The organism is Lentzea sp. NPDC036955, assembly GCF_055608005.1.
On record NZ_JBVJRC010000009.1, the window covers coordinates 286686 to 307657 of the forward strand.

The 20972-nt window shown below is 71.9% G+C and carries 20 protein-coding genes; 9 read left to right on the plus strand and 11 right to left on the minus strand.

Translation table 11 applies throughout. From position 1 onward, the window contains the following. The first annotated feature begins 38 nt into the window (after positions 1–38). Together ACZ7CF_RS30595 and ACZ7CF_RS30600 are read left to right on the plus strand one after the other, a co-directional pair. On the plus strand, positions 39–980 hold the full coding sequence (locus ACZ7CF_RS30595) for a GNAT family N-acetyltransferase (protein ID WP_470371207.1): 942 nt from the start codon (positions 39–41) through the stop codon (positions 978–980). Next, the gene (locus ACZ7CF_RS30600) at positions 977–1951 is read left to right on the plus strand and encodes a hypothetical protein (RefSeq protein ID WP_470371208.1); all 975 of its coding nucleotides are present in this window, start codon (positions 977–979) and stop codon (positions 1949–1951) included. Before ACZ7CF_RS30595 ends, ACZ7CF_RS30600 begins: the two co-directional genes overlap by 4 nt. Here the strand turns inward: ACZ7CF_RS30600 and ACZ7CF_RS30605 are convergent. From ACZ7CF_RS30605 to ACZ7CF_RS30615, 3 genes are all read right to left on the minus strand, one after another. After that, positions 1898–2620, minus strand: coding sequence for a nucleoside-diphosphate kinase (locus ACZ7CF_RS30605; RefSeq protein ID WP_360396393.1), 723 nt, complete (start codon positions 2618–2620; stop codon positions 1898–1900). The genes ACZ7CF_RS30600 and ACZ7CF_RS30605 overlap by 54 nt on opposite strands. A gap of 145 nt (positions 2621–2765) precedes the next feature. Further along, the gene (locus tag ACZ7CF_RS30610) at positions 2766–3842 is read right to left on the minus strand and encodes a nucleotidyltransferase family protein (RefSeq protein ID WP_360396391.1); all 1077 of its coding nucleotides are present in this window, start codon (positions 3840–3842) and stop codon (positions 2766–2768) included. 20 nt (positions 3843–3862) lie between these two features. After that, complete coding sequence (locus tag ACZ7CF_RS30615) at positions 3863–4003, minus strand: hypothetical protein (RefSeq protein ID WP_154697563.1); 141 nt, start codon at positions 4001–4003, stop codon at positions 3863–3865. A gap of 176 nt (positions 4004–4179) precedes the next feature. Here ACZ7CF_RS30615 and ACZ7CF_RS30620 point away from each other — a divergent pair, with 176 nt between their 5' ends. After that, positions 4180–5373 carry an AGE family epimerase/isomerase gene (locus ACZ7CF_RS30620; protein WP_470371209.1) on the plus strand — a complete coding sequence of 398 codons (1194 nt, stop codon included), beginning with the start codon at positions 4180–4182 and terminating at the stop codon, positions 5371–5373. Between the two features lie 62 nt (positions 5374–5435). Here ACZ7CF_RS30620 and ACZ7CF_RS30625 read toward each other — a convergent pair whose 3' ends face one another. After that, entirely contained in the window at positions 5436–5990 is a 555-nt protein-coding gene (locus tag ACZ7CF_RS30625) for a hypothetical protein (protein ID WP_360396387.1), read from the minus strand. Positions 5991–6013: 23 nt separating this feature from the next. Here ACZ7CF_RS30625 and ACZ7CF_RS30630 point away from each other — a divergent pair, with 23 nt between their 5' ends. From ACZ7CF_RS30630 to ACZ7CF_RS30640, 3 genes are all read left to right on the plus strand, one after another. After that, positions 6014–6679, plus strand: a complete 666-nt coding sequence (locus ACZ7CF_RS30630; protein ID WP_360396385.1) for a response regulator transcription factor — start codon at positions 6014–6016, stop codon at positions 6677–6679. Further along, the gene (locus tag ACZ7CF_RS30635) at positions 6676–7959 is read left to right on the plus strand and encodes a HAMP domain-containing sensor histidine kinase (RefSeq protein ID WP_360396383.1); all 1284 of its coding nucleotides are present in this window, start codon (positions 6676–6678) and stop codon (positions 7957–7959) included. The genes ACZ7CF_RS30630 and ACZ7CF_RS30635 overlap by 4 nt, the downstream gene beginning before the upstream one ends. A gap of 656 nt (positions 7960–8615) precedes the next feature. After that, complete coding sequence (locus ACZ7CF_RS30640; RefSeq protein ID WP_360396381.1) at positions 8616–9125, plus strand: ATP-binding protein; 510 nt, start codon at positions 8616–8618, stop codon at positions 9123–9125. 183 nt (positions 9126–9308) lie between these two features. Here the strand turns inward: ACZ7CF_RS30640 and ACZ7CF_RS30645 are convergent, their stop codons facing one another. From ACZ7CF_RS30645 to ACZ7CF_RS30655, 3 genes are all read right to left on the minus strand, one after another. Further along, the gene (locus ACZ7CF_RS30645; protein WP_458431344.1) at positions 9309–10136 is read right to left on the minus strand and encodes an extensin family protein; all 828 of its coding nucleotides are present in this window, start codon (positions 10134–10136) and stop codon (positions 9309–9311) included. Between the two features lie 150 nt (positions 10137–10286). After that, on the minus strand, positions 10287–11213 hold the full coding sequence (locus tag ACZ7CF_RS30650) for an SRPBCC family protein (RefSeq protein ID WP_360396377.1): 927 nt from the start codon (positions 11211–11213) through the stop codon (positions 10287–10289). Between the two features lie 31 nt (positions 11214–11244). Further along, complete coding sequence (locus tag ACZ7CF_RS30655) at positions 11245–12513, minus strand: NAD(P)/FAD-dependent oxidoreductase (protein WP_470371210.1); 1269 nt, start codon at positions 12511–12513, stop codon at positions 11245–11247. A 63-nt stretch (positions 12514–12576) separates the two neighbouring features. Between ACZ7CF_RS30655 and ACZ7CF_RS30660 the strand changes: the two genes are divergently transcribed. Then, positions 12577–14058 carry an FAD-dependent oxidoreductase gene (locus tag ACZ7CF_RS30660; RefSeq protein WP_360396374.1) on the plus strand — a complete coding sequence of 494 codons (1482 nt, stop codon included), beginning with the start codon at positions 12577–12579 and terminating at the stop codon, positions 14056–14058. 65 nt (positions 14059–14123) lie between these two features. On the opposite strand, the gene paaZ is transcribed toward ACZ7CF_RS30660, so the two are convergent. Both paaZ and ACZ7CF_RS30670 read right to left on the minus strand, forming a co-directional pair. Continuing rightward, the gene (paaZ, locus tag ACZ7CF_RS30665; protein ID WP_470371211.1) at positions 14124–16145 is read right to left on the minus strand and encodes a phenylacetic acid degradation bifunctional protein PaaZ; all 2022 of its coding nucleotides are present in this window, start codon (positions 16143–16145) and stop codon (positions 14124–14126) included. Between the two features lie 250 nt (positions 16146–16395). After that, complete coding sequence (locus tag ACZ7CF_RS30670; protein ID WP_470371212.1) at positions 16396–17301, minus strand: LysR family transcriptional regulator; 906 nt, start codon at positions 17299–17301, stop codon at positions 16396–16398. 71 nt (positions 17302–17372) lie between these two features. On the opposite strand from ACZ7CF_RS30670, the gene ACZ7CF_RS30675 reads away from it, so the two are divergent. Both ACZ7CF_RS30675 and ACZ7CF_RS30680 read left to right on the plus strand, forming a co-directional pair. Continuing rightward, positions 17373–18041 carry a nitroreductase family protein gene (locus tag ACZ7CF_RS30675; RefSeq protein ID WP_360396368.1) on the plus strand — a complete coding sequence of 223 codons (669 nt, stop codon included), beginning with the start codon at positions 17373–17375 and terminating at the stop codon, positions 18039–18041. Between the two features lie 28 nt (positions 18042–18069). Beyond that, positions 18070–18930, plus strand: coding sequence for an AraC family transcriptional regulator (locus tag ACZ7CF_RS30680; RefSeq protein WP_360396366.1), 861 nt, complete (start codon positions 18070–18072; stop codon positions 18928–18930). Here the strand turns inward: ACZ7CF_RS30680 and ACZ7CF_RS30685 are convergent. Together ACZ7CF_RS30685 and ACZ7CF_RS30690 are read right to left on the minus strand one after the other, a co-directional pair. Next, entirely contained in the window at positions 18908–20119 is a 1212-nt protein-coding gene (locus ACZ7CF_RS30685) for a hypothetical protein (protein ID WP_360396364.1), read from the minus strand. The two genes, ACZ7CF_RS30680 and ACZ7CF_RS30685, sit on opposite strands and share 23 nt — an antisense overlap. Then, positions 20095–20916 (minus strand): SDR family NAD(P)-dependent oxidoreductase, encoded by an 822-nt coding sequence (locus tag ACZ7CF_RS30690; protein ID WP_470371213.1) that lies wholly within the window; start codon positions 20914–20916, stop codon positions 20095–20097. The genes ACZ7CF_RS30685 and ACZ7CF_RS30690 overlap by 25 nt, the downstream gene beginning before the upstream one ends. Between the last annotated feature and the right edge of the window lie 56 nt (positions 20917–20972).

Here is a 20972-nt window from a genome sequence, read left to right on the forward strand (position 1 = left end):
CCATAAGGGAATTCGATGCTGCCGATTGGGATGCGGTGGTGCACGCGGCCGGAGCGCCGGTGTTCTACGAGCACGCGTACCTCGACGCCTACGAGCAGGCACCGCTGACGACCATCGACGCCTTCGCCTACCTGGTGGTGCGGCGCGGCGAGCAGGCGGTCGCGGTGAACCCGATGTACCTCCAGACGGCGGCGGACCCGCTGGGCTGCCTGTACACCGCCTACCCGGAGGCCCGCGACCAGCCCGCGCTGCTCAGCCACACCTGGCACTGCTACGACGCGCACGTGCCGTCCACGATCGGCATCGACGTGGTGCCGACGGTCATCAACGCCATGCTGCGCACCGCGTCGCTGTTCCGCGCGCAGTGGTGCGGGTTCGTGAACGTGCGGCGCGGCAGCGAGTTCGGCCAGGAGCTGCGGGCGAACGGCCTGCCCGCGCGGCACCTGGTCGACCGGTGGGCGGCCGACCTGACCGGTGTCACCGACTACGAGCACTACCTGTCCCGGCTGGGCGAACGGGCGCGGGCGAACCTGCGGCGCAACGAGCGCAGGGCGCGCGAGGCCGGTGTCACGACGGAGGTCCTGCCGGTGACGTCGGCGTCGCTCGACGAGATCACGCCGTTGTGCGGCCGGACAGCGGCCCGGTTCGAGAACGGCGGTTTCTACCCCGAGGGCACGTTCGCGAAGTTCGTGCTGGCGCTGGGCGAGCGCGCGCACGTGATCGAGGTGCGCCAGCGCGGCCGGCTCGTCGCGGCCGGTGTCTGCCTCACCGACGCGACCCGGTTCCACACCTGGACGTGCGGTGTCGACTACTCGGTGGACGGCAACCACAGCCCGTACGGGGTGCTGTTCGCCGAGTCGGTGCGGCTCGCGCTCGCCCTGGGCAAACCGGTGCTTGAAGGCGGGCGCAGCAACGCCGTCTTCAAGCAGCGGCACGGGTTGAGCCCGCGCCACCTCGACGGCGTGCTGCTGCGCGCATGAGCATCCTCACCACTCCCACGTGGCTCGCCGTGATGGGCGGCCGGCTGCCGCCGCCGGTTCCGCTGCGCGCCGACGGGGTCGAGGCGCACGCGTTCGTCCAGCACGAGCCGCTGCCCACCGAGTTCTTCGACCTCGGGTACGCGCTGGCCGGACCGGCGCCCGCGCTGCCGATCACCCGCGAGCCCATCGACTCGCCGCCGTGGGTGCCGGTGCTGACCGTGATGGTGCCCGGTTACGAGTGCCTGCCCGTCGGTCCGCGCGCCACCGACCCGGAGGCGTTGCACGGCCTGGTCAACGCGGCGCTCGCGCACGACGTCCCGACGACGGCGTTCCTCTACACCCGGCCCGGTCCGCTGGAACCGGTGCTGCGCGAGCGCGGTTTCACGTGCGTGCCGCTGTCGATGACGTGGGACCTGCACCTGCCGGGCACGGGGGTCGCCGACTACCTCGCCGCGTTCCCCCGCAAGCGCCGCAAGGAGATCCGCCGCGAGATGCGGTCCGCCGCGGACGTCCGCCGCGAGGAGCCCGACCTCGACGAGCTCGCCGCGCTGAAGTGCCAGCTCGCGCGGAAGTACCGCGGCAGCGCCGACTTCGCCGCCGAACGCCGCAAGCTCGCCGACCTCGCGGCGATGGACGCGACCACGCTCGTGGCCCGGCCGGACAGCGGCAACGCCGTCGGCTACGCGATGTTCGCCCGCCACGAGGGCGACTGGACCTGCACCTCGGTCGGGTTCGACTACACCGACGACCGCTCGCGGCTGGCCTACTTCGGCACCGCTTTCTACGCGGCCGCGGAGCACGCGTACGCCGAGGGCGTGCGGACCATCGGCTACGGCCAGGGTGCGTGGGCGGCCAAGCGCGGCAGGGGGTGCACGGGAACGCCGCTCAACGGCTGGGTCCGCACCCGCGACCCGGAGCTAGCGCAGGTGCTCCGCCGCAGTGCCGCCACGACGCGGCGCGAAGTGCTGTGAGGTGGCGAGCACCAGCCGTTCCCACGGGTCGATCCGCACGCCGACGGTCGCCGCCAGCGCCGCGGCGTGCTCCACGTCGAGCTCCGGTGTCAGGAAGTCGTGCTCCAGCACCGCTTCCACCGGGTGGCCCGGCGGCTCGTGCCACAGCGCGGCCTCGATCCGCGAGTGCAGCCCGACGAGCACCTCGTCGAACCCGCGCGTCTCCGCGACCCCGCCGCGGGCCAGCGTCTTGAGCACCGGCCGCGGGTCGCCCGTGCCGGCGAAACCGCCGGGCAGGAACGCCGCGCTCTCGCGTGCGGAGTCCGCGGGCGTGTCCGAGCTGTGCATGAGCGCGAGCACCACGTTGATCGTCCCGAGGTCGCCGCGGATCGTGCCGGGGGCGGCCTGGGCGGGGTCGCTGGAGCCCTTGAGGGCCCGCAGCTCCTCGTGCGACCCGCTGACCTCCAGCGCCAGGAACGGGCCGTGGGCGAACAGCCGGTCGACGAGCCGGTAGAGGTAGCCCTTCCAGTGCTTGTCGATGTTCTCGGCGTGGAAGGCGTCCAAACCGGACGGTCGCCGGCCGATCAGGTGCCAGCGCAGCGGGGTGAAACCGGCCCCTTCGAGCCGGTCCAGGATCGGGACGCCGAGCTGCCGCGCCACCGCGTCGGGTCCCAGCAGCACGAACACCACAGCGTCCCGACCTCCTAGCGCCGCTTCTTGATCTTCGGCTTGACCGCCTGCTTGTGACCGTGCTTCTTCGCCATCTGGAGTCCTCCTACTTCTTCGTCGGGAGCTTGGGCTTGCGGGAGTTCACGGCCATGACCAACACACCTCCTCAGACGAACTCCTCGGCGGACGACGGCAGTTCGTCGCCGGGAGTCAGCAGGAACCGGGCAACCGGGGTGTCGACCCACGTCAGGTCCCCCCGCCCGCCGACGCGCACGCGGTCGGACCGCCCGTCCACCGGCAGCCCGAAGCACAGCAGCCCCGAGTCGAGCGCCCAGCGGGCACCGACCCGTTCGAACGCCCTGCGCCCGGCTGCGGGCAGCCCGCGGTCCACCATCCGGTGCTGCGCCCTGCGGGCCAGCCCGGCGGTGGACAGCACGCTGCGCACGGCCCGTCCCGCGCGACGCCGACGTGCTCTCACCACGGCGTCACGCGGGACTTGCGGCGACGGTCCCAGTTCTGCGCGCGCGAGCAGCGACGCCAGCTCCGCGTACTCGGGCCACAGGTCGAGCCGGTCCAGCATCCGCTCCACGTCACGGGGTTGCGCCGCCTCGACGAGCAACGCCCCGTCGAGGAGGTCGCGTGCCCGGAACGGCTGCTCGAACCGTTCGAACAGCAGCATCATCAGGTTCTTCACCGGCGCCAGGTCCGGTGTGAGCGTGAGCACCGGCGGCACCGCACCGAGGTCGCCGAGGCTCACGTAGCTCGTCAGCTCCACACCGTAGGGGAGCTGGTAGCGGTCGGGGTGCGGCATCCGGAAGCTCAGCAGCACCTGCAGTGAGTTGTCCACCCTCGTGAACGTGCCGGAGTCGAGCGTCCAGCCGCGTTCGACCAAAGCGGCTGCGACCTCCCACAGCAGTTCGGGTTTTCCAACGTGGTAATCGAGGTCGTTCATGTACCTGACCCAGCCGGCCGGGTAGAGCCGCCCGACCTCCAGGCCCTTGAGCGGAATGATCTCCGGGGAGTCCAGCGAGGCCGCCAGCACCCGGTAGAACGCGACCCGGTCGCGTTGCGCGGCCAGCTCGAAGGCCAGCCCGTCGTTCAGCTCACCCCACGCGGAGCACAGGGTGGCGAGGAACGACGGCTGCTTCTTGCGGGCGAGCCACACCGCCTCCGCCGGGTCGGCGGGTTCTTCGCCGCAGCACACCGCCAAGGCGCGAATCAGCGCATCAGCGTCGAGCTCCACGGCGAAGTCCCCTCAGCCGCTCAGTAGTTGGGCAGGCAGTCGGTGCAGGTGGTGCGGAACTTGGCCACCTGGACGGCCTGCCGGCGGGCGATCATCGCCTGCACCAGCGACGGCGTGAGCACGACCGGCGCGACCGGCTTGCGAACCCGTACCTGTGCCATCTCAAGACCTCCAACTCGATTCGACGCAATCGAGCGTAAGAATCAATTTTTCACACCGTCAATCCCAAGGTTTTCCGTACTGCCCATGCACAACCCGAATACCTCTTGCCGGACCTTGATCGTCTCTGGCAGGGTGGCGCCGGGCGCACGGAATCCGAAAGGGACTGGACGGTCTCGTGAACCTGTCTCGACGCACCCTCCTCGCGTCCGCCGCGACCACCCCGCTGGTCGCCTCCGCAGGCACCGGAACGGCCTCCGCCGACCCGGCCCGCCTGCGCGCGGCACTGGACTACGGCCTGGCGAAGCTCCGCGCGGTCGCACCGGGCACCACCTCGTTCCCGGAGATCACCCGCTTCGAGAAGTGGACCCACGTCGCCGACGGCGGCTGGGTCGGCGGCTTCTGGCCGGGCACCCTCTGGCTCGCGCACCTCGACTCCGGCGACCCGCTGTTCCGCACCCTCGCCGAGGCCGCGAACGACCGCCTGGCCCCGCGCCGCCTGGACCCCCGCGACCACGACCTGGGCTTCCTCTTCTCCCCCTCCTGGGTCACGGCGTACCGCCTGACGGGCAACCGGGTCTGGCGCGACGGCGCCGTCGACGCGGCGAACACCCTGACCCGGCGCTACAACGCCACCGGCCGGTTCATCCGCGCCTGGGGCCGCCTCGGCACCCCCGGCAACGCGGGCCGCGTCATCATCGACACGATGATGAACCTCGACCTCCTCGCGTTCGCCACCGAGCAGACCGGCGACCGCGGGTTCATCGACATCGCCACCGCCCACGCCCGCACCACCCAGACCCACTTCGTGCGCGCCGACGGCTCCACCCCGCACGTCTTCGACTTCGACCCGGACACCGGCGCACCCCTGGGCCCCGGCACCGTCCAGGGCTACAGCCCGGCCTCGTGCTGGTCGCGCGGCCAGTCCTGGGGCGTCTACGGCTTCACGACCATGTACCGCCGCACGGGCCTGCGCGAGTTCCGCGACACCGCCCGCAGGATGGCCGACTACGCCCTGTCCGTCCTCACCCCCGACAACGTCCCGGTGTGGGACTACCGCTCCCCCTTGGGCGCCAACGACGTCAAGGACTCCTCCGCGGGCGCGATCCTGGCCTGCGGCCTGCTGGACCTCGCGAAGGCCACCGGCCAGGAGCGCTACCGCCGGCGCGCGCTGCTGATCCTCGACGGTCTCGTCCGCACCTGCCTGACGTCGCAGTCGAGCCGGGCGGAGGCGGTCCTGGCGCGCGGCACCCGCAACCGGCCCTCGGAGGACGGCGTCGAGGTCTCGCTGCCGTACGGCGACTACTACCTGTTCGAGGCGATCCTGCGGGTGCTCCGGCCGGCGCAGATCGCGAAGGCCATCGGCCTGTAACCGTTGCCCCGTTGCGGAGCTGCCGCTCGGGCGGTTCCGCGGCGGGGCAACGTCCGTGCCGCCTACCTCTCGACCACCCGCGCGGTGGGCCCGCCCTCCCAAGTGGCCTCCAACCGCGACAACCTCCCCGCCGGGTCCTGGAAGTTCACCACCAACGGCCCACCGGGCTGCTCCACGCCCACCGCCCACCCCTCCGCGGGCGTGGCCGACAGCGCCTGCACCCCGGACGCCCGGAACCGCACCACGACGTCCCCGCCGCGCAGGTGGAACGCGTGCACGTACGACCCGTCCGCCTGCCATTCGCCGGCCGGGAGTTGAGCCGCCGACGCCCGCCCATCCGTAGTACTCGTCGGAACAGCTGACACCGGAGCGGACGAGCGCAGGGGAGGCCTGGTGGTCGTGGTGGCAACAGCGGCGGGAGCGGTAGTGGTGGTGGTCGGCACGGCCACGCTCATCGACTCGAAGGTCGGCATCGGCAGAATCCCGGGCCCACCGGTGGCATCGGCGACGGCAACGGGGGCGGGTTCCATGGCCGACCGGATTCCGAGCCAGGACAGCCCGACGGCCGCCGCGGTCACGACCGCCCACGCGGTCAGGTACCCGATCGACCGTCTCACCGCGACGTCCCTCCGTTAGCGACATGGCATCGGTACTCCTGGTGGAGGACGACTCCGCCGTGCGCGCCGCCATCACGCGCGCGCTCACCGACCAGGGCCACGTCGTGCACGGTGTGGCGCTCGCGATCGAGGCGTTGCGCGAAGTCTCCGCGCACGCCTACGACGTCGTGGTCCTCGACCTCGGCCTGCCCGACCTCGACGGCGGTGACGCGCTGCGGATGATCCGGGGCGTCACCGACACGCCCGTCGTCATCGCCACGGCGCGCGACGACGAGCAGGAGATCGTCCGGCTGCTCAACGCCGGTGCCGACGACTACCTGGTCAAACCGTTCTCCAGCGAGCACCTCGGCGCGCGGGTGCAGGCGGTGCTGCGGCGGGCCAAGGACCACCGGCAGCTCAGGGTCGGCGGGCTGGAGGTCGACGTGGACCGCCGCAGGGCCGCTGTGGACGGTCAGGAGCTGTCGCTGACGCACAAGGAGTTCGAGCTGCTCGCGTTCCTCGCGAGCAGGCAGGGCGAGGTCGTGCCGCGTGCGGAGATCCTGCGGCACCTGTGGCCCTCGCACCGCGACGACCAGACGCTCGACGTGCACCTGAGCTGGTTGCGGCGCAAGCTCGGCGAACGGGCCGCCCGGCCGCGGTACCTGCACACGGTGCGCGGTGTCGGCGTGCGCCTGGTCGCACCGAGGTGAGGCGGTCACTGGTGCTCGTCGCTCTCGCGGCGACGAGCATGGTGGCGCTGGCGTTCCTCATCCCGCTCGCGATCGTCGTCAAGGGCGCCGCCCACGACCGCGCGCTCAGCGAGGCGCAGAAGCAGGCCGGTGCCCTCACGCCCGCACTGGTGATCTCGCGTACTCCGCAGGACGTGCGGCAGGCCATCGCGAGCACCCGCTACGGCGGGCAGCAGCGGCTCGCCGTGCACTTCAGCGGACCGGTCACGGTCGGCACCTCGCACATCACCGCGAAGGACCTCGCCGACGCGGTGAGGCAGGCGAGGGCCGGCGTCGCCGAACGCCCGGACGGCGTCGCCTACCTGCAGCCGATCGCCCTGGGCGGCAACGAGATCGCGATCGTCGAGGCGTTCGTGCCCGCGGAGCAGCTCACGCACGGCGTCATGGGCACCTGGCTCGCGCTGGCCGGTGTGGCGGTCGGCCTGGTGGCCGGGTCGGTGCTCGTCGCCGACCGGCTGGGCGCGCGGGCGGTGAAGGCCACGAGGGCGCTCGCGGACGGCGCGCGGCGCATGGGGCACGGCGACCTGTCGGCCCGCGTCCCGGTGCAGGGCCCGCCCGAGCTCAAGGAGGTCGGGCGGGCGTTCAACGCGATGGCCGAACGCGTCCGGCACCTGCTCGCCGCCGAACGCGAGGTGGTCGCCGACCTCTCCCACCGCCTCAGAACACCCCTCACGGCCCTGCTGCTGGACGCGGACACCCTCGGACAGGGGATGGGGGCGGACCGCATCCGCGCGGCCGTGAAGGGGCTTGAGAGAGAGGTCGACGAGATCATCAAGGCGGCCCGGTCGGGTCTCCAGCCGGAGAGCACGGCCGTGGACGCCTCGGGCGTGGTGCGCGACCGGCTGGTGTTCTGGTCCGCGCTCGCCGACGACCAGGACCGGCCGTGGACGGTCAGGGGCGCCGACCGCCCGGCGCTGGTGCCGCTGGCCCGCACCGACCTCACCGCGGCGCTGGACGCGGTGCTGGGCAACGTCTTCCGCCACACGCGGGAGGGCACGCGGTTCGGTGTCGCGCTGGTGCACCAGGCCGACCTGGTGGCGCTGGTGGTCGAGGACGCGGGCCCCGGCATCCGGGACACCGGGCACGCGGTGCTGCGCGGCACCAGCGGTGGCGGGTCCACCGGGCTGGGGCTCGACATCGCCCGCAGGGTCGCGGAGAGCACGGGTGGTTCCCTCCACGTCGACCGCGGGCCTCTGGGTGGTGCACGCGTCCAACTGAGGCTCCGGAGGGTCGTGTCGTGAACACCGCCGGCGGCGCGGACCCCGGGACGGGGTCCGCGCCGCCGGCGGGCACCGGCCGGCCGCGCTGCACCGCTGCCGCACCACCGGGTTCCGAGCAGGAGGGAGGAACCGGTGAGCAGTGCGCACGTGCCCTTCCACACCGGTGTGGTGAGGTGGATCTGCCGGGGCTCTCGGCGCCAGGTGTGGGGACCGGCGTGTTCAGGTGGTCGAGGTGACCGCTGTGGCGATCACGACCGAAGTTAGCCGACGGCCCGGCACCGCTGATCCACCGTTCAGACGATTAATCCGTTTTAAATATTTTTAAGTGCCGTGATGTCGCCACCACCCCGAAATGGAAATGCGCCCCACGACCAGCGCGACGGCCTGGCACCGTCCCCCTCGTCGCCCCGCCGCAGCAGGCGCCCCTCCCGGCACCCGGTACCGGTTCGCCCGGAAGCGATGCCGACTCCCGTTATCACGGAAAGTGATCATGGGGCCCCGCCATTCCCACACTGAGTGAACAACAGGCCCTCTGGTCGTGACTTGAGCGTGACTTTTGACGGACGGGTCAACCGGGCCGTTGCTTCCTCCGTATACCCATGTAGATTCCGGCACACCGCGACGGCCATGTGGGTGTCTGTCGTGGCCTCGCGCGCCGCACGCGAAACGGAGGCAGCATGCAGGCGAACGCCCCGACCGCCCAGGTCGACGACCTGACACTCATCGCGCTGCCCACCGCGGTGAACTGCGCGGACCTGTTCGTCCGGTTCACACTGGGCGAGTGGCGGCTGCGCAACATGGTCGGCGAGTGCTCCGCCGTCGCATGCGCCCTGGTGGAGGCGGCGATCGAGGCCGCGGACCCGAAGACCTCACGGCTGATCACGCTGCGGCTGCGGCTGACCGGCGACTACCTGGTGGTGGAGCTGGAGGCGGCCCGGTTCGTCATGCCGCCCACCTCCCCCGACCTGCGCACCGGTGAGCTGCAGCTCAGCGGTGGCGTGAAGCTGATCTGGTGCGAGATCCCGCTCCCGACCGGCGTGAACGCGACCGCGGTCCCGCTCCCCCGCCGCGAACGCCGCCGCTCGCCGGCCGCGGAGGCGCTGGGCGACGAGCCGGAGGTCGATCCCGAACTCATCCAGCGGATCCTGTTCGGCCTCGGCGGCCCGGGCGGCAGCGCGCCCAGGTAGGCACTTCCCCACCTCACGGCGAGGGGCGCATCCACGGTGCTGGATGCGCCCCTCGCCGTTTTCAGCGCGGCAATTCCCCAAGCTTCCTCGCGCATTCACGAGGTGCGGTGAACGCACCGCTCGTGAATCGAGACCGGCCGACCGCGAAATGTCACGGCAAAGCCGGTCGATGCGGAGCGCGGGTCAGATGTTCTGGTTCGCGAAGCCCTTGGTCGCGATCTTCGACAGCATCGACTGCCACACCGACGAGCTGGTGTGCGGGTCGCCGGTGATGGCGAGCGCCGACTTGAGGCCGGTGAACGCGCTCGTGGTGGCCGGGCCCCAGATGCCGTCGATGGCGAGGCCGGCGCCGCGGAAGTTGTTGCACACGGCCTGGACGAACTTGGTGTCGGACTCGGAGTCCTTGACCGCGCGGACCGGCATGCCGCCGAAGTCGGCGTGGATGTGGTCGGCGTGGTCGGCGTTGTACCAGCCGTCGAGCACGTAGCGGAACCGGCGGCGGCACACGGCCTCGGTGGCCAGGTAGCGCTTGCGGACCGACGCGGTGCCCGACGCGTGGGCCTGGTCGAGCGGGGAGGTGGTGTTGCCGCCGGACCAGCGGACGTGGTCGAGGTCCATGGCGGTGCCGGCGCCGTGCTGGCCCGCCTTGTCGACGTAGAAGCCGGCCGAGACGATGTAGCTGATCGAGCCGTAGCTCGACGACAGGGAGCGCAGGTCGCGGATCCACGCGACGAGCGCGGTGTAGAACGCGTCGGTGCACTGCCAGTTGCGCGCGGTGGTGTTGCCGCGGTTGGAGCGCCAGTAGTAGACGGGCGTGCCGTCGATCTTCTGGAACGTCATCAGCGCGGCGGCGCTGACGTCGGAGGCGGTGAACTCCTCCTCGCGGTGCTGGTCGCCGATCTTCGGGTCGGCGGCCGCGAGGCCCGGTGCGACGGTGGACAGGCCGGCGAGACCGGCGACCGCTGCCGCGCCCGTGACGAAACCGCGCCTGGTGACGTTGTTCTCGAACACCCCAGTTCTCCCTCTGTGCTCAGGCCGGTGCCGCCAGGAGGAAGAGCCTGTCCGTGCAACCGGCCTGAGGGAGTCTAGGGATCGCCCCCGAGCCGGGGAACGCGTCCTGACCTGCGGTTTTCCTTTGCCTTTACCGCGGTGCGCGACGGCTCAGCCGACGTCGCCGAGCACCCGGATCAGCGACCGCTCGGTGTCGCTGCCGAGCTTCTCCAGTGCGAGCTTCGCCACCGGCGCGCCGAGCTTCGCGAGGCCGGTGAGCTCCACGTGCACGTGGTAGCCGACCTTCGTCGTGCCCGGTGTGCCGCCCGCGGTGACCGAGATGTCGTCGACGGTGGTGGCGGTGCCGTTGCGCCCCTCGAACCGCAGCCGGTCCGGGTCGTCCCTGGTCAGCTCGTACACCAGCTCGGTGCGGCGGCCGAGGAACGTGGAGACGTTGCGCCAGCGCGAGCCGACCGCGACGGGGCCGTCGTCCAGCCGCGCGCACGTGACGGTGCCGGGGTCCCACTGCTCGGTGCGGGCGAAGTCGCGCAGGTAGCCGACGACGTTCTCCGGGGAGGCGGCGACGGTGAACGTGCGCTCGACGTCCACTCCTCCGAGGCCGCCGGCGTCGGCGCCGGCGGGCTGCTCCGCGGTGAACACCTTCGGGGCGATCCGGATCCGCTCCCGCTCGACCACGCCCGCCTGGCCCTCCACCCGGCTCAGCAGCCGGTCGAACCGGTCGGTGTCGGCCCCGGGCAACGCGCGCAGCGTCCGCCACAGCGCCGCCTTGCCCTCGACGGCCAGCCGCAGGCCCTCCAGCTCCAGCACGTCGCTCAGCGGTGAGCGGCTCAGCAGCCGGCCGTTGAGCTTGAGCCGCCCCGCCTTCTCCGCCAGCCGGCCGATCGCGGCCCTGGCCGCGCGGGGTTCCACGCCGTAGCCGCGCATCACGTCGAGCAGCTCCTCGCGGTCGGACTCGACGTCGTCGGCGAGCGCCCGCAGCTCGGGCCGGGTGCGGCTGATCCGGCGGGCCAGCTCGGTGCTCGCCACCTCGGCCGTCAGGTGGTCGTTGAGGTAGAGGCCCAGCAGCTCGGTGTTCACGCCAGGGCGGGTACCCGCACCCGCGCCGGCGCTAACTGCCGGTGGACCCGTCCCGCGCCTGCACCGGTTGCAGGATGATCGACTGGGTCCGCCGGCCGGTCACGATGTTCCAGCCCCAGTTCGCGAGCACGGCGATCCGGTTGCGGAAGCCGACGAGGAACGCGATGTGCACCACCGCCCACGCCACCTTGCCGATGACGCCCCTGAGCCGCAGCTTCTTGATGTCCGCGACGGCGTCGGCGGGCGAGATCGTGGCCATGGTGCCGAGGTCGAGGTACTTGAACGGCCGGTGGGTGCGCCCCGTGAGCCGGGCCTTGATCACGCGGGCGACGTGGTGGCCCTCCTGGATCGCGGGCTCGGCGATGCCCGGCAGGTCGTTCAGGTTCGCCATGTCGCCGATCGCGAAGATCTCCGGCGTCACCGAGCAGTCGGCGGGGTCCACCTTGATCCGGCCCTTGCGGTCGAGCTCGGCTCCGGTGGCCTCGGCGATCTTGCGCGACAGCGGTGAGGCCTGCACGCCCGCGGCCCAGATGATCGTGCGCGCCTCGACCCGGTCACCGTCCTTCGTGGTCAGGCCGCGGTCGTCGATCGACTCGACCATGGCGCCGGTCATGACCGTGACGCCGAGCTGTTCGAGCTTGGCCCGCGCGTGCTTGCGCAGCGGGTCGGAGAACGGCGGCAGCACGTGCGGCACGGCATCGAGGAGCGTGATGCTCAGGTCGCGCGGGTCGATCTCGCGGAACTGGCCCTTCAGGGCGCGGCGGGCGAGGTCGGCGAGCTGGCCCGCCAGCTCCACGCCGGTCGGGCCGGCGCCGATGACGGCGAACGACAACCACTCCTTCGGGTCACTGGTGACGGCGTGCTCGAACGACCGCAGCAGCCGTGAGCGGAGGTCGACGGCCTGCTCCAGGGTCTTCATCGGCGGCGCGTGCTCGGCCCACTGGTCGTTGCCGAAGTAGCTGTCGCGGGCACCGGCGGCCACGACCAGCGTGTCGTACGGGACCCGGTGGGCGGTGCCGTCCGCGAGGTCGACGTCGACCAGCCGCTGCTGCGTGTCGAACCCGGTCACCTCGCCCAGCAGCACGTGCGCGTTGCGTTGTTTGCGCAGGATGGCGCGGAACGCGGGCGCGATGTCCCCTGCCGGCAGCAACGCCGTCGCGACCTGGTAGAGCAGCGGCTGGAACAGGTGGTGGTTGGTGCGGTCGATCAGCGTGACCTCGACGTCGGCGTCCTTGAGCCCGCGCACGACGTTCAGGCCGCCGAACCCTCCGCCGACGACGACTACCCGGTGCTTACCCATGCACCCCGCATACCCCGCCACGGCCGCAGGCATGCAGAGACCACTCGCGGGTACCCGGCCGCCATGACCACCACCGGCGACCAGTCGCTCTGGCTCTCCGCACTGCCCGCCCGACCCCGTCCGCAGCTCACCGGCACCCACTCGTTCGACGTCGCGGTCGTCGGCGCCGGCATCACCGGTCTGACCACCGCGTTGCTGCTCAAACGCCGCGGCCTGCGGGTCGTGGTGTTGGAGGCCGACCGCGTGGCGTCCGGCGCGTCGGGCAACAACACCGCCAAGGTGACCGCGCTGCAGTCCACTGTGTACTCGACCCTCGTGCGCACGCACGACGTCGCGACCGCCGCCGATTACGCCGCCGCGTCACTGGCGGCCGTGGGCCAGGTCGCCGACCTCGTGCAGCGCGAGGAGATCGCCTGCGACCTGCGGCGCGGTTCCGCCGCCACCTACGCCTACGCCGAGGACGAGGTGGCGACCGTCGAGGCCGAGTTCCGCCACGCGCGGCAGGCCGGGCTGCCGGTCCGCCTCGACGCGGACCTCGACCTGCCGTTCGAGGTGCACGCCGCGGTGCGGCTGGACGACCAGCTGACCCTGCACCCGGTGAAGTACCTGCACGGCCTGGCCGCCGCGGTCGACGGTGACGGCAGCAAGGTCTACGAGCACAGCCGCGTCCTCGACGTGACCGGGCAGAAGCTGTCCACCAAGGACGGTGAGGTGCGCTTCAACCGGCTCGTGCTCGCGACGCACTACCCGCTGCTCGACCGCGGCCTGTTCTTCGCCCGCCTGAAGACGCCGCGCTCCTACGCCATCGCCGCCCGGCTGGACGGTCCGCCGCCCAGCGCGCTCGCCATCAGCGCCGGCAGCCCGTCGTGGTCGATCAGCGCGTACGGCGACCAGCTGATCGTGTGCGGGCAGGGTCACGAGACCGGCAAGCCGGTGCAGGAGCCGTACCGGCGGCTGGAGGAGTTCGCCCGGCGGCACTGGCCGGTCACCGAGGTGACCCACCGCTGGTCGGCCCAGGACCCCACGGCCTACGACAGCCTGCCGATGATCGGCAGCTACACGCCCGGCGCGGACACCATCTTCACCGCCACCGGGTACATGAAGTGGGGCCTGACCTCCGGCACGTTCGCCGCCACCGTGCTCGCGGACCTCGTGACCGGCAAGCCGAACGACCTCGCCGAGCGGTTCAGCCCGCACCGGCTGTCGCTGAAGTCGTTGCCGGCGCTCGTGAAGAAGAACGCCGAGGTGGCCGTGGAGATGGTCGGCGACCGGGTGCTGCCGGCCGACGCCACGAACAGCGACGCGCTGCCGCCCGACCACGCGCACGTCATCCGCGACGGCCTCGGCAAGACCGGTGTCTACCGCGACCCGGAGGGGCAGTTGCACGCCGTGTCCATGCGCTGCACGCACCTCGGGTGCCTGGTGCGGTTCAACTCGGCCGAACGCAGCTGGGACTGCCCGTGCCACGGCTCGCGGTTCGACGTGGACGGCAACGTGCTGGAGGGACCGGCCACGCGGCCGCTGCCCCGGCGCGACCCGAAGTAGCCCGGCTCCTCCTGAACACAGCGGGCCGGCGGCGCAGGTCGCCGCCGGCCCGCTGTGCTGTGCTGTCAGCTCTTCGCGACCAGCGTCAGCACGTCGTAGCGCGCCACCGACTCGCCCTTCTGGTTCGCCACGTCGGCGTCCCAGCGCACCTCGCCGTAGTCCTGGTCCTCGCGCGGCGTGATCTGCTTGACCGTGAGCGTCACCGTCAGCTCGTCGCCGGGGAACGTCGGCGTGACGAACCGCAGGTTCTCCAGGCCGTAGTTCGCGAGCACCGGCCCCGGTTCCGGCGAGACGAACAGGCCCGCCGCGAACGACACCACCAGGTAGCCGTGCGCGACCCGCCCGCCGAAGAACGGGTTGGCCGCGGCGGCCTCCTCGTCCATGTGCGCGTAGAACGTGTCCCCGGTGAACTCGGCGAAGTGCTCGATGTCGGCCAGCGTCACCGTGCGCGGGCCGGCCACCACGGTGTCACCGAGCCGCAGCTCGGCGAGCGTCTTGCGGAACGGGTGCACCTCGGCCTCGGTGCGCGGCGCCCCGGTGACCCACCGGTTCGTCACGGCGGCCAGGGCCTTGGGCGAGCCCTGCACGGCGGTGCGCTGCATGTGGTGCAGCACGCCGCGCATGCCGCCCATCTCCTCGCCACCGCCGGCGCGGCCCGGTCCGCCGTGCACCAGCATCGGCAGCGGCGACCCGTGCCCGGTCGACTCCCCCGCGTCGTCGCGGTCGAGGACCAGCAGCCGCCCGTGCCACGGCGCCACGCCGACGACGACGTCGCGCACGAAGCCGGTGTCCGCCGAGACGATCGACCCGACCAGCGAGCCGGAGCCCCTGGCGGCCAGCGTCACCGCGTCGTCCACCGAGTCGTACGGCATCAGCGTGGACACCGGCCCGAACGCCTCGACCTCGTGCGGCTGCACGGCGTCCGCCGGCGCGCGCAGCAACATCGGCGACATGAACGCACCGCGCTCGGCGTCGGCGTCCACGAGGGACAGCGCGCCGTCGCCGTAGACCACGGAAGCGTTCTCCCGCAGCGCCTTCAGCGACCGCAGCACCTCCTCGCGCTGCTCCAGACCGGCGAGCGCCCCCATCTTCACCGACCTGTCGGCCGGGTTGCCGATCACCACCTCGGCGAGCTTCGCGGCCGTCGCCTCGCCCACCGCGTCGATGAGCGACGACGGCACCAGCGCACGGCGGATCGCTGTGCACTTCTGACCGGCCTTGGTCGTCATCTCGGCGACGAGCTGGCCGACGAACAGGTCGAACTCCGGCGTGCCCGGCACGGCGTCCGGCCCGAGGATCGAGCAGTTGAGCGAGTCCGCCTCGGCGTTGAACCGCACCGACGACCGGATCACGGCCTGGTGCGTGCGCAGGTGCTGGGCGGTCGACGCGGAGCCGGTGAACCCGACCAGGTCCTGCTCGGTCAGGTGGTCGAGCAGGTCGCCGGCCGACCCGCAGACGAGCTGCAGCGACCCCTCCGGCAGCAGACCGGAGGCGAGCATCAGCTCGACCAGCTTCTCGGTCACGTACGCGGTCTGCGAGGCGGGCTTGATCAGCGACGGCACCCCGGCGATGAACGCGGGCGCGAACTTCTCGAGCGGCCCCCACATCGGGAAGTTGTAGGCGTTGATCTGCACCGCGACACCGCGCAGGGGCGTGCAGATGTGCTGGCCGACGAACGTGCCGCCGCGGCCCAGCGGCTCGACCGGCCCGTCGACGTAGACCTTGTCGTTGGGCAGCTCACGCTTGGCCTTGGAGGCGTAGCCGAGCAGCACGCCGAAGCCGCCGTCGACGTCGATCCACGAGTCGGACCGCGTGGCACCGCTGCGCGCGGACAACGCGTACAGCTCGGCCTTGTGCTCCTTGAGGTACAGGCCGAGGGCCTTCAGCAGCTGCGCGCGCTGGTGGAAGGTGAGCTCGCGCAACGCCGGCCCGCCCACGCGGCGCCCGTGGTCGAGCGCGGCACCCATGTCGATGCCCGCGGACGAGATCCGGGCGATTTCCTCACCCGTGACGGCGTCGTGCAACGGCGCGCCCTCGGCGTCCGGCGTGTGCCACTTCCCCGACACGTAACTGCGCAGCAAGCTCATCGAGCCAACCCTTCTCCGCGAGGGGTGGTGGATCCTCACCACCCGTCCCACGGCAACGTATCAGCGACCACCCCGCCCCTCCCTGACGCACGCATCTGCAAGTACCACCAACCCAACATCAACAGGCACTTTTCCACTACCAACAGCACCCCCGGCCGCCCTGCGCACGCAAGTCTGCTTCGGCAGGTGACGAACATGTTGGTGGTGGTCAGCGGGGGTTTGATCATGTGTTGGTGGTACTTGCAGTTGCTCACGGGCGGAAGAGGACCGCGCAGTGGTCCGCGAACGCCTGCGCGCGCCGGGTCAGCGGACCGCCCTGCGCCCAGCCCAGCACCACCGGCGTGGTGGGCACGGCGTCGCGCAACGGCAGGCTCACCACCTCCAGCCCCTCGTAGGACTGCGACACCGCCGGCTGCTGCACGGTCATCGAGTAGCCGAGGCCGCGCGCCACCAGGGACCGGGCCAGCTCGAAGCTGCGGGCCCGGTGCGCCACCACCATGTCGAGCCCCGCCGCCGCGAACACCGAGCGGAAGTAGTGTTCACTCGGCGGGACGTCCAGCAGCACGAACGGGTCACCCGCCAGGTCACGCAGGTGCACCGCGCGTCGCCGGCGCAGCCGATGTCCCTGCGGCAGCAGCACCTTCGGCTCCTGGTCGTACAGCCTGCGGAACGCGAGACCCGGCTGCAGGTCCTGGTCGTAGAGGAACGCGATCTCGCAGCGGCCGGTGAGCAGGTGCTCGCCGATCTCCGGCAGGCTCCCCTCGACGAACCGCACCGACACCCCGGGGTTGGCCTGCTCGAACGTGGCCATCGCCGCCGGCAGGTGGAACGGCGCGATCGGCGCGTAGCAGCCGACCACGAGCGTCCCGCCGACCGTCCGGCTCAGCCCGCGGGCCTGCGCGCCGAGGTCGCCCAGTGCGCCGACCACCCTGCGGGCGTCGGCGAGCACCCGCTGGCCGGCGGCGGTCAGTGCCGCTCCCCTGCGCGGTGACCGGACGACCAGCTGCAGGTCCAGCACGCGTTCGAGCTCGGTGAGCGCCAGCGAGACCGCGCCCTGCGAGACGTGGCACCGGGCCGCTGCGCCGGTCAGCGACCCGGTCTCGGCGACGGCGACCAGGTACTCCAGCTGCCGCAGCGTCACGTTCGGCAGATTCATGAGCTGAACTTACAACTGGCCTGAGAAACTTGAGCTGGTCTTCGGCTGCGCGGATCGGCATCGTCCAGGGCGTGACCCGAGAGCACCGCCACCCGTTCCTGCCGTACACGCCACCGCGCCTGCCGATCGCGGAGGGCCTCGACCGCGGCCGGGAGTTCCACCGGTTGCTCGACCGGCGCCGTTCGGTGCGCTGGTTCTCGCCGGACCCCGTTCCCGCCGAGGCGATCGAGGTGGCGGTGCGGGCCGCGAACACCGCCCCGAGCGGCGCGCACCAGCAGCCGTGGCGGTTCGTCGCGACGGCCGACGCGGAGGTGAAGCGCCGGGTGCGGGAGGCCGCCGAACGGGAGGAGCGCCACTTCTACCGCGAGCGCGACGTCCCCGAGTGGCACGCGGCGCTGGCGCGGCTGGAGACCGACGAGCACAAGGAGTTCCTGGAGGTCGCGCCCTGGCTCGTGGTGGTGTTCGCGCAGAAGCAGCAGAACGGCCGGAAGACCTACTACACCAACGAAAGCGTCGGCATCGCGTGCGGGTTCTTCATCGCCGCCCTGCACTCGATGGGCCTGGCGACGCTGACGCACACGCCGAACCCCATGACGTTCCTGACCGACCTGCTGGGCCGCGAGTCCGAACGGCCCTACATCCTGTTCCCGGTCGGGTACCCCGCCGACGACTGCGAGGTGCCGGACCTGCACCGCAAACCGCTGTCGGAGGCGCTGACGTTCGTGGACGGGCTTGCCTGATCCTCCGGCGGCGAGGACCATCACCGCGGTGGACGAGCTGCGTGACCTGATCCTCCGGCACGCCCGGCCGGACCTGAGCACACCGGTGGAGGACGTGCTCATGGCCAAGGTCGTCCGCGGCCACGAGGGCCCGTCGACGACCGGCACGATCCTCGCGTTCGTGGCGCAGGGCCGCAAACGCATCGCGCTCGGCGACCGGGTCCACGACTACCGGGCGGGCCAGTACCTCGTCGCCTCGGTCGACCTGCCGATCACCGGTGACTGGGTCGGCGCGAGCCCGGCGCACCCCGCGCTCGGCCTCGGCATCGTCCTGCGGCCGGAGGCGGTGGCCGAGCTGCTGCTGCGCCACGACCTGCCGCGGACCACCGGCACCCCGCAGGGCCTGGCCGTCAGCGACGCCACCCCCGAGCTGCTCGACGCCGTCACCCGGCTGGCCCGGCTCGTCGCGCGGCCGCGGGACGCGCGGGTGCTCGCCCCGCTGGTCAAGCAGGAGATCCTCTGGCGGGTGGTGAACAGCGACCAGGGCGCCGCCGTGCGGCAGCTGGGCAGCGGCGACTCCAGCCTCGCGCACATCTCCAGGGCGGTGAGCTGGATCCGCGCGCACTACGCGGAGTCGTTCAAGGTCGAGGACGTCGCACGGGTCGCGGGCATGAGCGAGTCGGCGTTCTACCGCAACTTCCAGGCCGTCACCGCGCTGAGCCCGATCCAGTTCCAGAAGCAGATCCGCCTGCAGGAGGCCAGGGTGCTGCTCGCCACCGGCACGGACGTCACGCGGGCCGGCCACCGGGTGGGCTACGACAGCCCGTCGCAGTTCAGCCGCGAGTACCGGCGCCGGTTCGGCGTGCCGCCCAGCCGCGACACCGCGCTCAGCCCCGAACCTGCTTTCTGAGGTCCAGGTACACCGCGCGCACCGCCAGCGTGCGCTCGACCCGTTCCACGACCGAGGCGAAGAACTGCCGCCGGTGCTCGTTGTCGCTCATCGACGTCACCGACAGGTACATGCTGCCGAACGCCGCGAACAGCGTGGCGTTGCGCAGCATCGCCGACGGCAGGCCCAGGACCGGGGACATGACCGGCGGCGACCCGATCCACTGCTCGGCCACCGCCGGCGTGACCACGATCAGCCCGAGCAGCACGAAGAACGCGAACAGCGCCAGCCCGATCACCGCAGCCTGCACGAGCTGCCTGGTGGCGAGCATGACGAGCAGGTTGCGCAGCTGCCTGCCAGTGAGCCGCTTGGGCTGCAACGGTTCCGCGACCTCGACACCGGCCAGCGGGGTGCCCTCGCACGCCCGCGCCAGCACCTCGGGGCGCAGGTCCTGCTCCACCCGCCCGATCTCCTCGCGCAGCCGGGCCGCCGCGGCGAGCACGGTGATGGCCGCGAACAGCAGCACGACGAGGCTCACCCGCTGCCACGACAGCTGGTTCATCGCCTGCCACAGCTCACCGGTGAAGAACAGGAACAGCGTCACGAACAGCATCGGCGGCAACGCGCGGCCGAGCAGGTGGACGCTGTTGCGCAGGTCGTGCAGGACGTGCCGGACCGCCGCCCGCACCAGCCCGGCCACGCCGTAGGTCGTGAACACCATCGCCGCGACGAACGCCACCCCGAAGAAGACGACGAACCCGACGAGCCCGAACAGCTCCTCGCCCGGCGCGGTGATCGTGTCGTCGATCACCAGCTGCAGCAGCGGAACCGCGACCGGCATCGCCGCGTACGCCCCGAGCAGCAGGAAGGTCGTGCGCCGCGAGAACGTCGGCAGCCGCCGCACGAACACCGAGATCACCGCCCAGGCGCCCACCGTCACCGCGACGACAACGCCGAGCAGCACCCACCGGCCCGGCCCGGCCGCCCGCAGCGGCACCAGCCACGCGAGGCTGCCGGCCGCGATGAAGGCGAGCACGGGCAGCATCCGCGGCAGCACGTGCGTGAGGAAGGCGTAGCCCTCGATCATGGTCGGCGCGCCCTGCCGGACGAACCACTGCTCGGTCCGCCGGACCGCGGTCGAGGAACGCATGCGCGAGATCTTCCCCCAGTCCTCCGGCGGCAGCGTCACCGCCGCCGGTCGAACAACCACGCCATCGCGCTGAAGTAGTGCGTGGGCGCGATGCGGGCCAGCGCGTCGAACACGTGCGCGTCCGGTCCGACGAGGATGCGCGCCTTGCCCTTCTCCACCCCGCGGTGGATGACCTCGGCTGCGCGGTCGGGCGTGGTGAGCGCGATGGCGTCGAAGTCGGCCGCGATCTGCTCCAGGTCCCGGCCGCGGTCCTCGGGGTCGCGGCGGATGCGGCCGTTGCGGATGATGTTGGTCTTGATCCCGCCGGGGTGCACGGTCACCGCGCTGACGCCGGTGCCGCGCAGCTCCTGCCGCAGCGAGTCGGTGAAGCCGCGCACCGCGAACTTCGCCGCGCAGTAGGCGCTGTTGTTCGGCATGCCCACCAGCCCGTAGACGCTGGAGGTGTTCACGACGACGCCGTAGTTCTGCTCCACCAGCATCGGCAGGAACGCCCGCGTGCCGTTCACGACACCCCAGTAGTCGATGTCGAAGAGCCAGGTGTCGTCCTCGGGCACGGCGTTCAGCACGCTCGTCGCCGTCGCCACGCCCGCGTTGTTGAACACGGCGGCCAGCGGCAGGTCGAGCCACTCCCGCGTCTCCCGGGCGAAGCGCTGGAAGTCCTCCGCGTCGCGCACGTCGAGCACCCGGCTCAGCACCGGCCCGGACAGCGTGGCCGCCGTCTTCGCGAGCTCCTCCTCGTTCACGTCGGCGATGACCACCGGGGAGCCGTGCCGGGACAGCCGCCGCGCGAGGCTGCGGCCCATGCCGGAGGCGGCACCGGTGATCACAGCGGGCCGACCGGCGATCTTGCGCACCATGGGTGTGCTCCTGTCGTCGTGGGCGAGGTCGTCCACGCTCCCAGTGATCGCCGGTC

Coding starts and splice junctions, on each gene's coding strand:
- ACZ7CF_RS30690 (WP_470371213.1), bottom strand. CDS start 20,916: ATGGTGCGCAAGATCGCCGGTCGGCCCGCTGTGATCACCGGTGCCGCC.
- ACZ7CF_RS30600 (WP_470371208.1), top strand. CDS start 977: ATGAGCATCCTCACCACTCCCACGTGGCTCGCCGTGATGGGCGGCCGG.
- ACZ7CF_RS30615 (WP_154697563.1), bottom strand. CDS start 4,003: ATGGCACAGGTACGGGTTCGCAAGCCGGTCGCGCCGGTCGTGCTCACG.
- paaZ (WP_470371211.1), bottom strand. CDS start 16,145: ATGAGCTTGCTGCGCAGTTACGTGTCGGGGAAGTGGCACACGCCGGAC.
- ACZ7CF_RS30655 (WP_470371210.1), bottom strand. CDS start 12,513: ATGGGTAAGCACCGGGTAGTCGTCGTCGGCGGAGGGTTCGGCGGCCTG.
- ACZ7CF_RS30660 (WP_360396374.1), top strand. CDS start 12,577: ATGACCACCACCGGCGACCAGTCGCTCTGGCTCTCCGCACTGCCCGCC.
- ACZ7CF_RS30630 (WP_360396385.1), top strand. CDS start 6,014: ATGGCATCGGTACTCCTGGTGGAGGACGACTCCGCCGTGCGCGCCGCC.
- ACZ7CF_RS30670 (WP_470371212.1), bottom strand. CDS start 17,301: ATGAATCTGCCGAACGTGACGCTGCGGCAGCTGGAGTACCTGGTCGCC.
- ACZ7CF_RS30640 (WP_360396381.1), top strand. CDS start 8,616: ATGCAGGCGAACGCCCCGACCGCCCAGGTCGACGACCTGACACTCATC.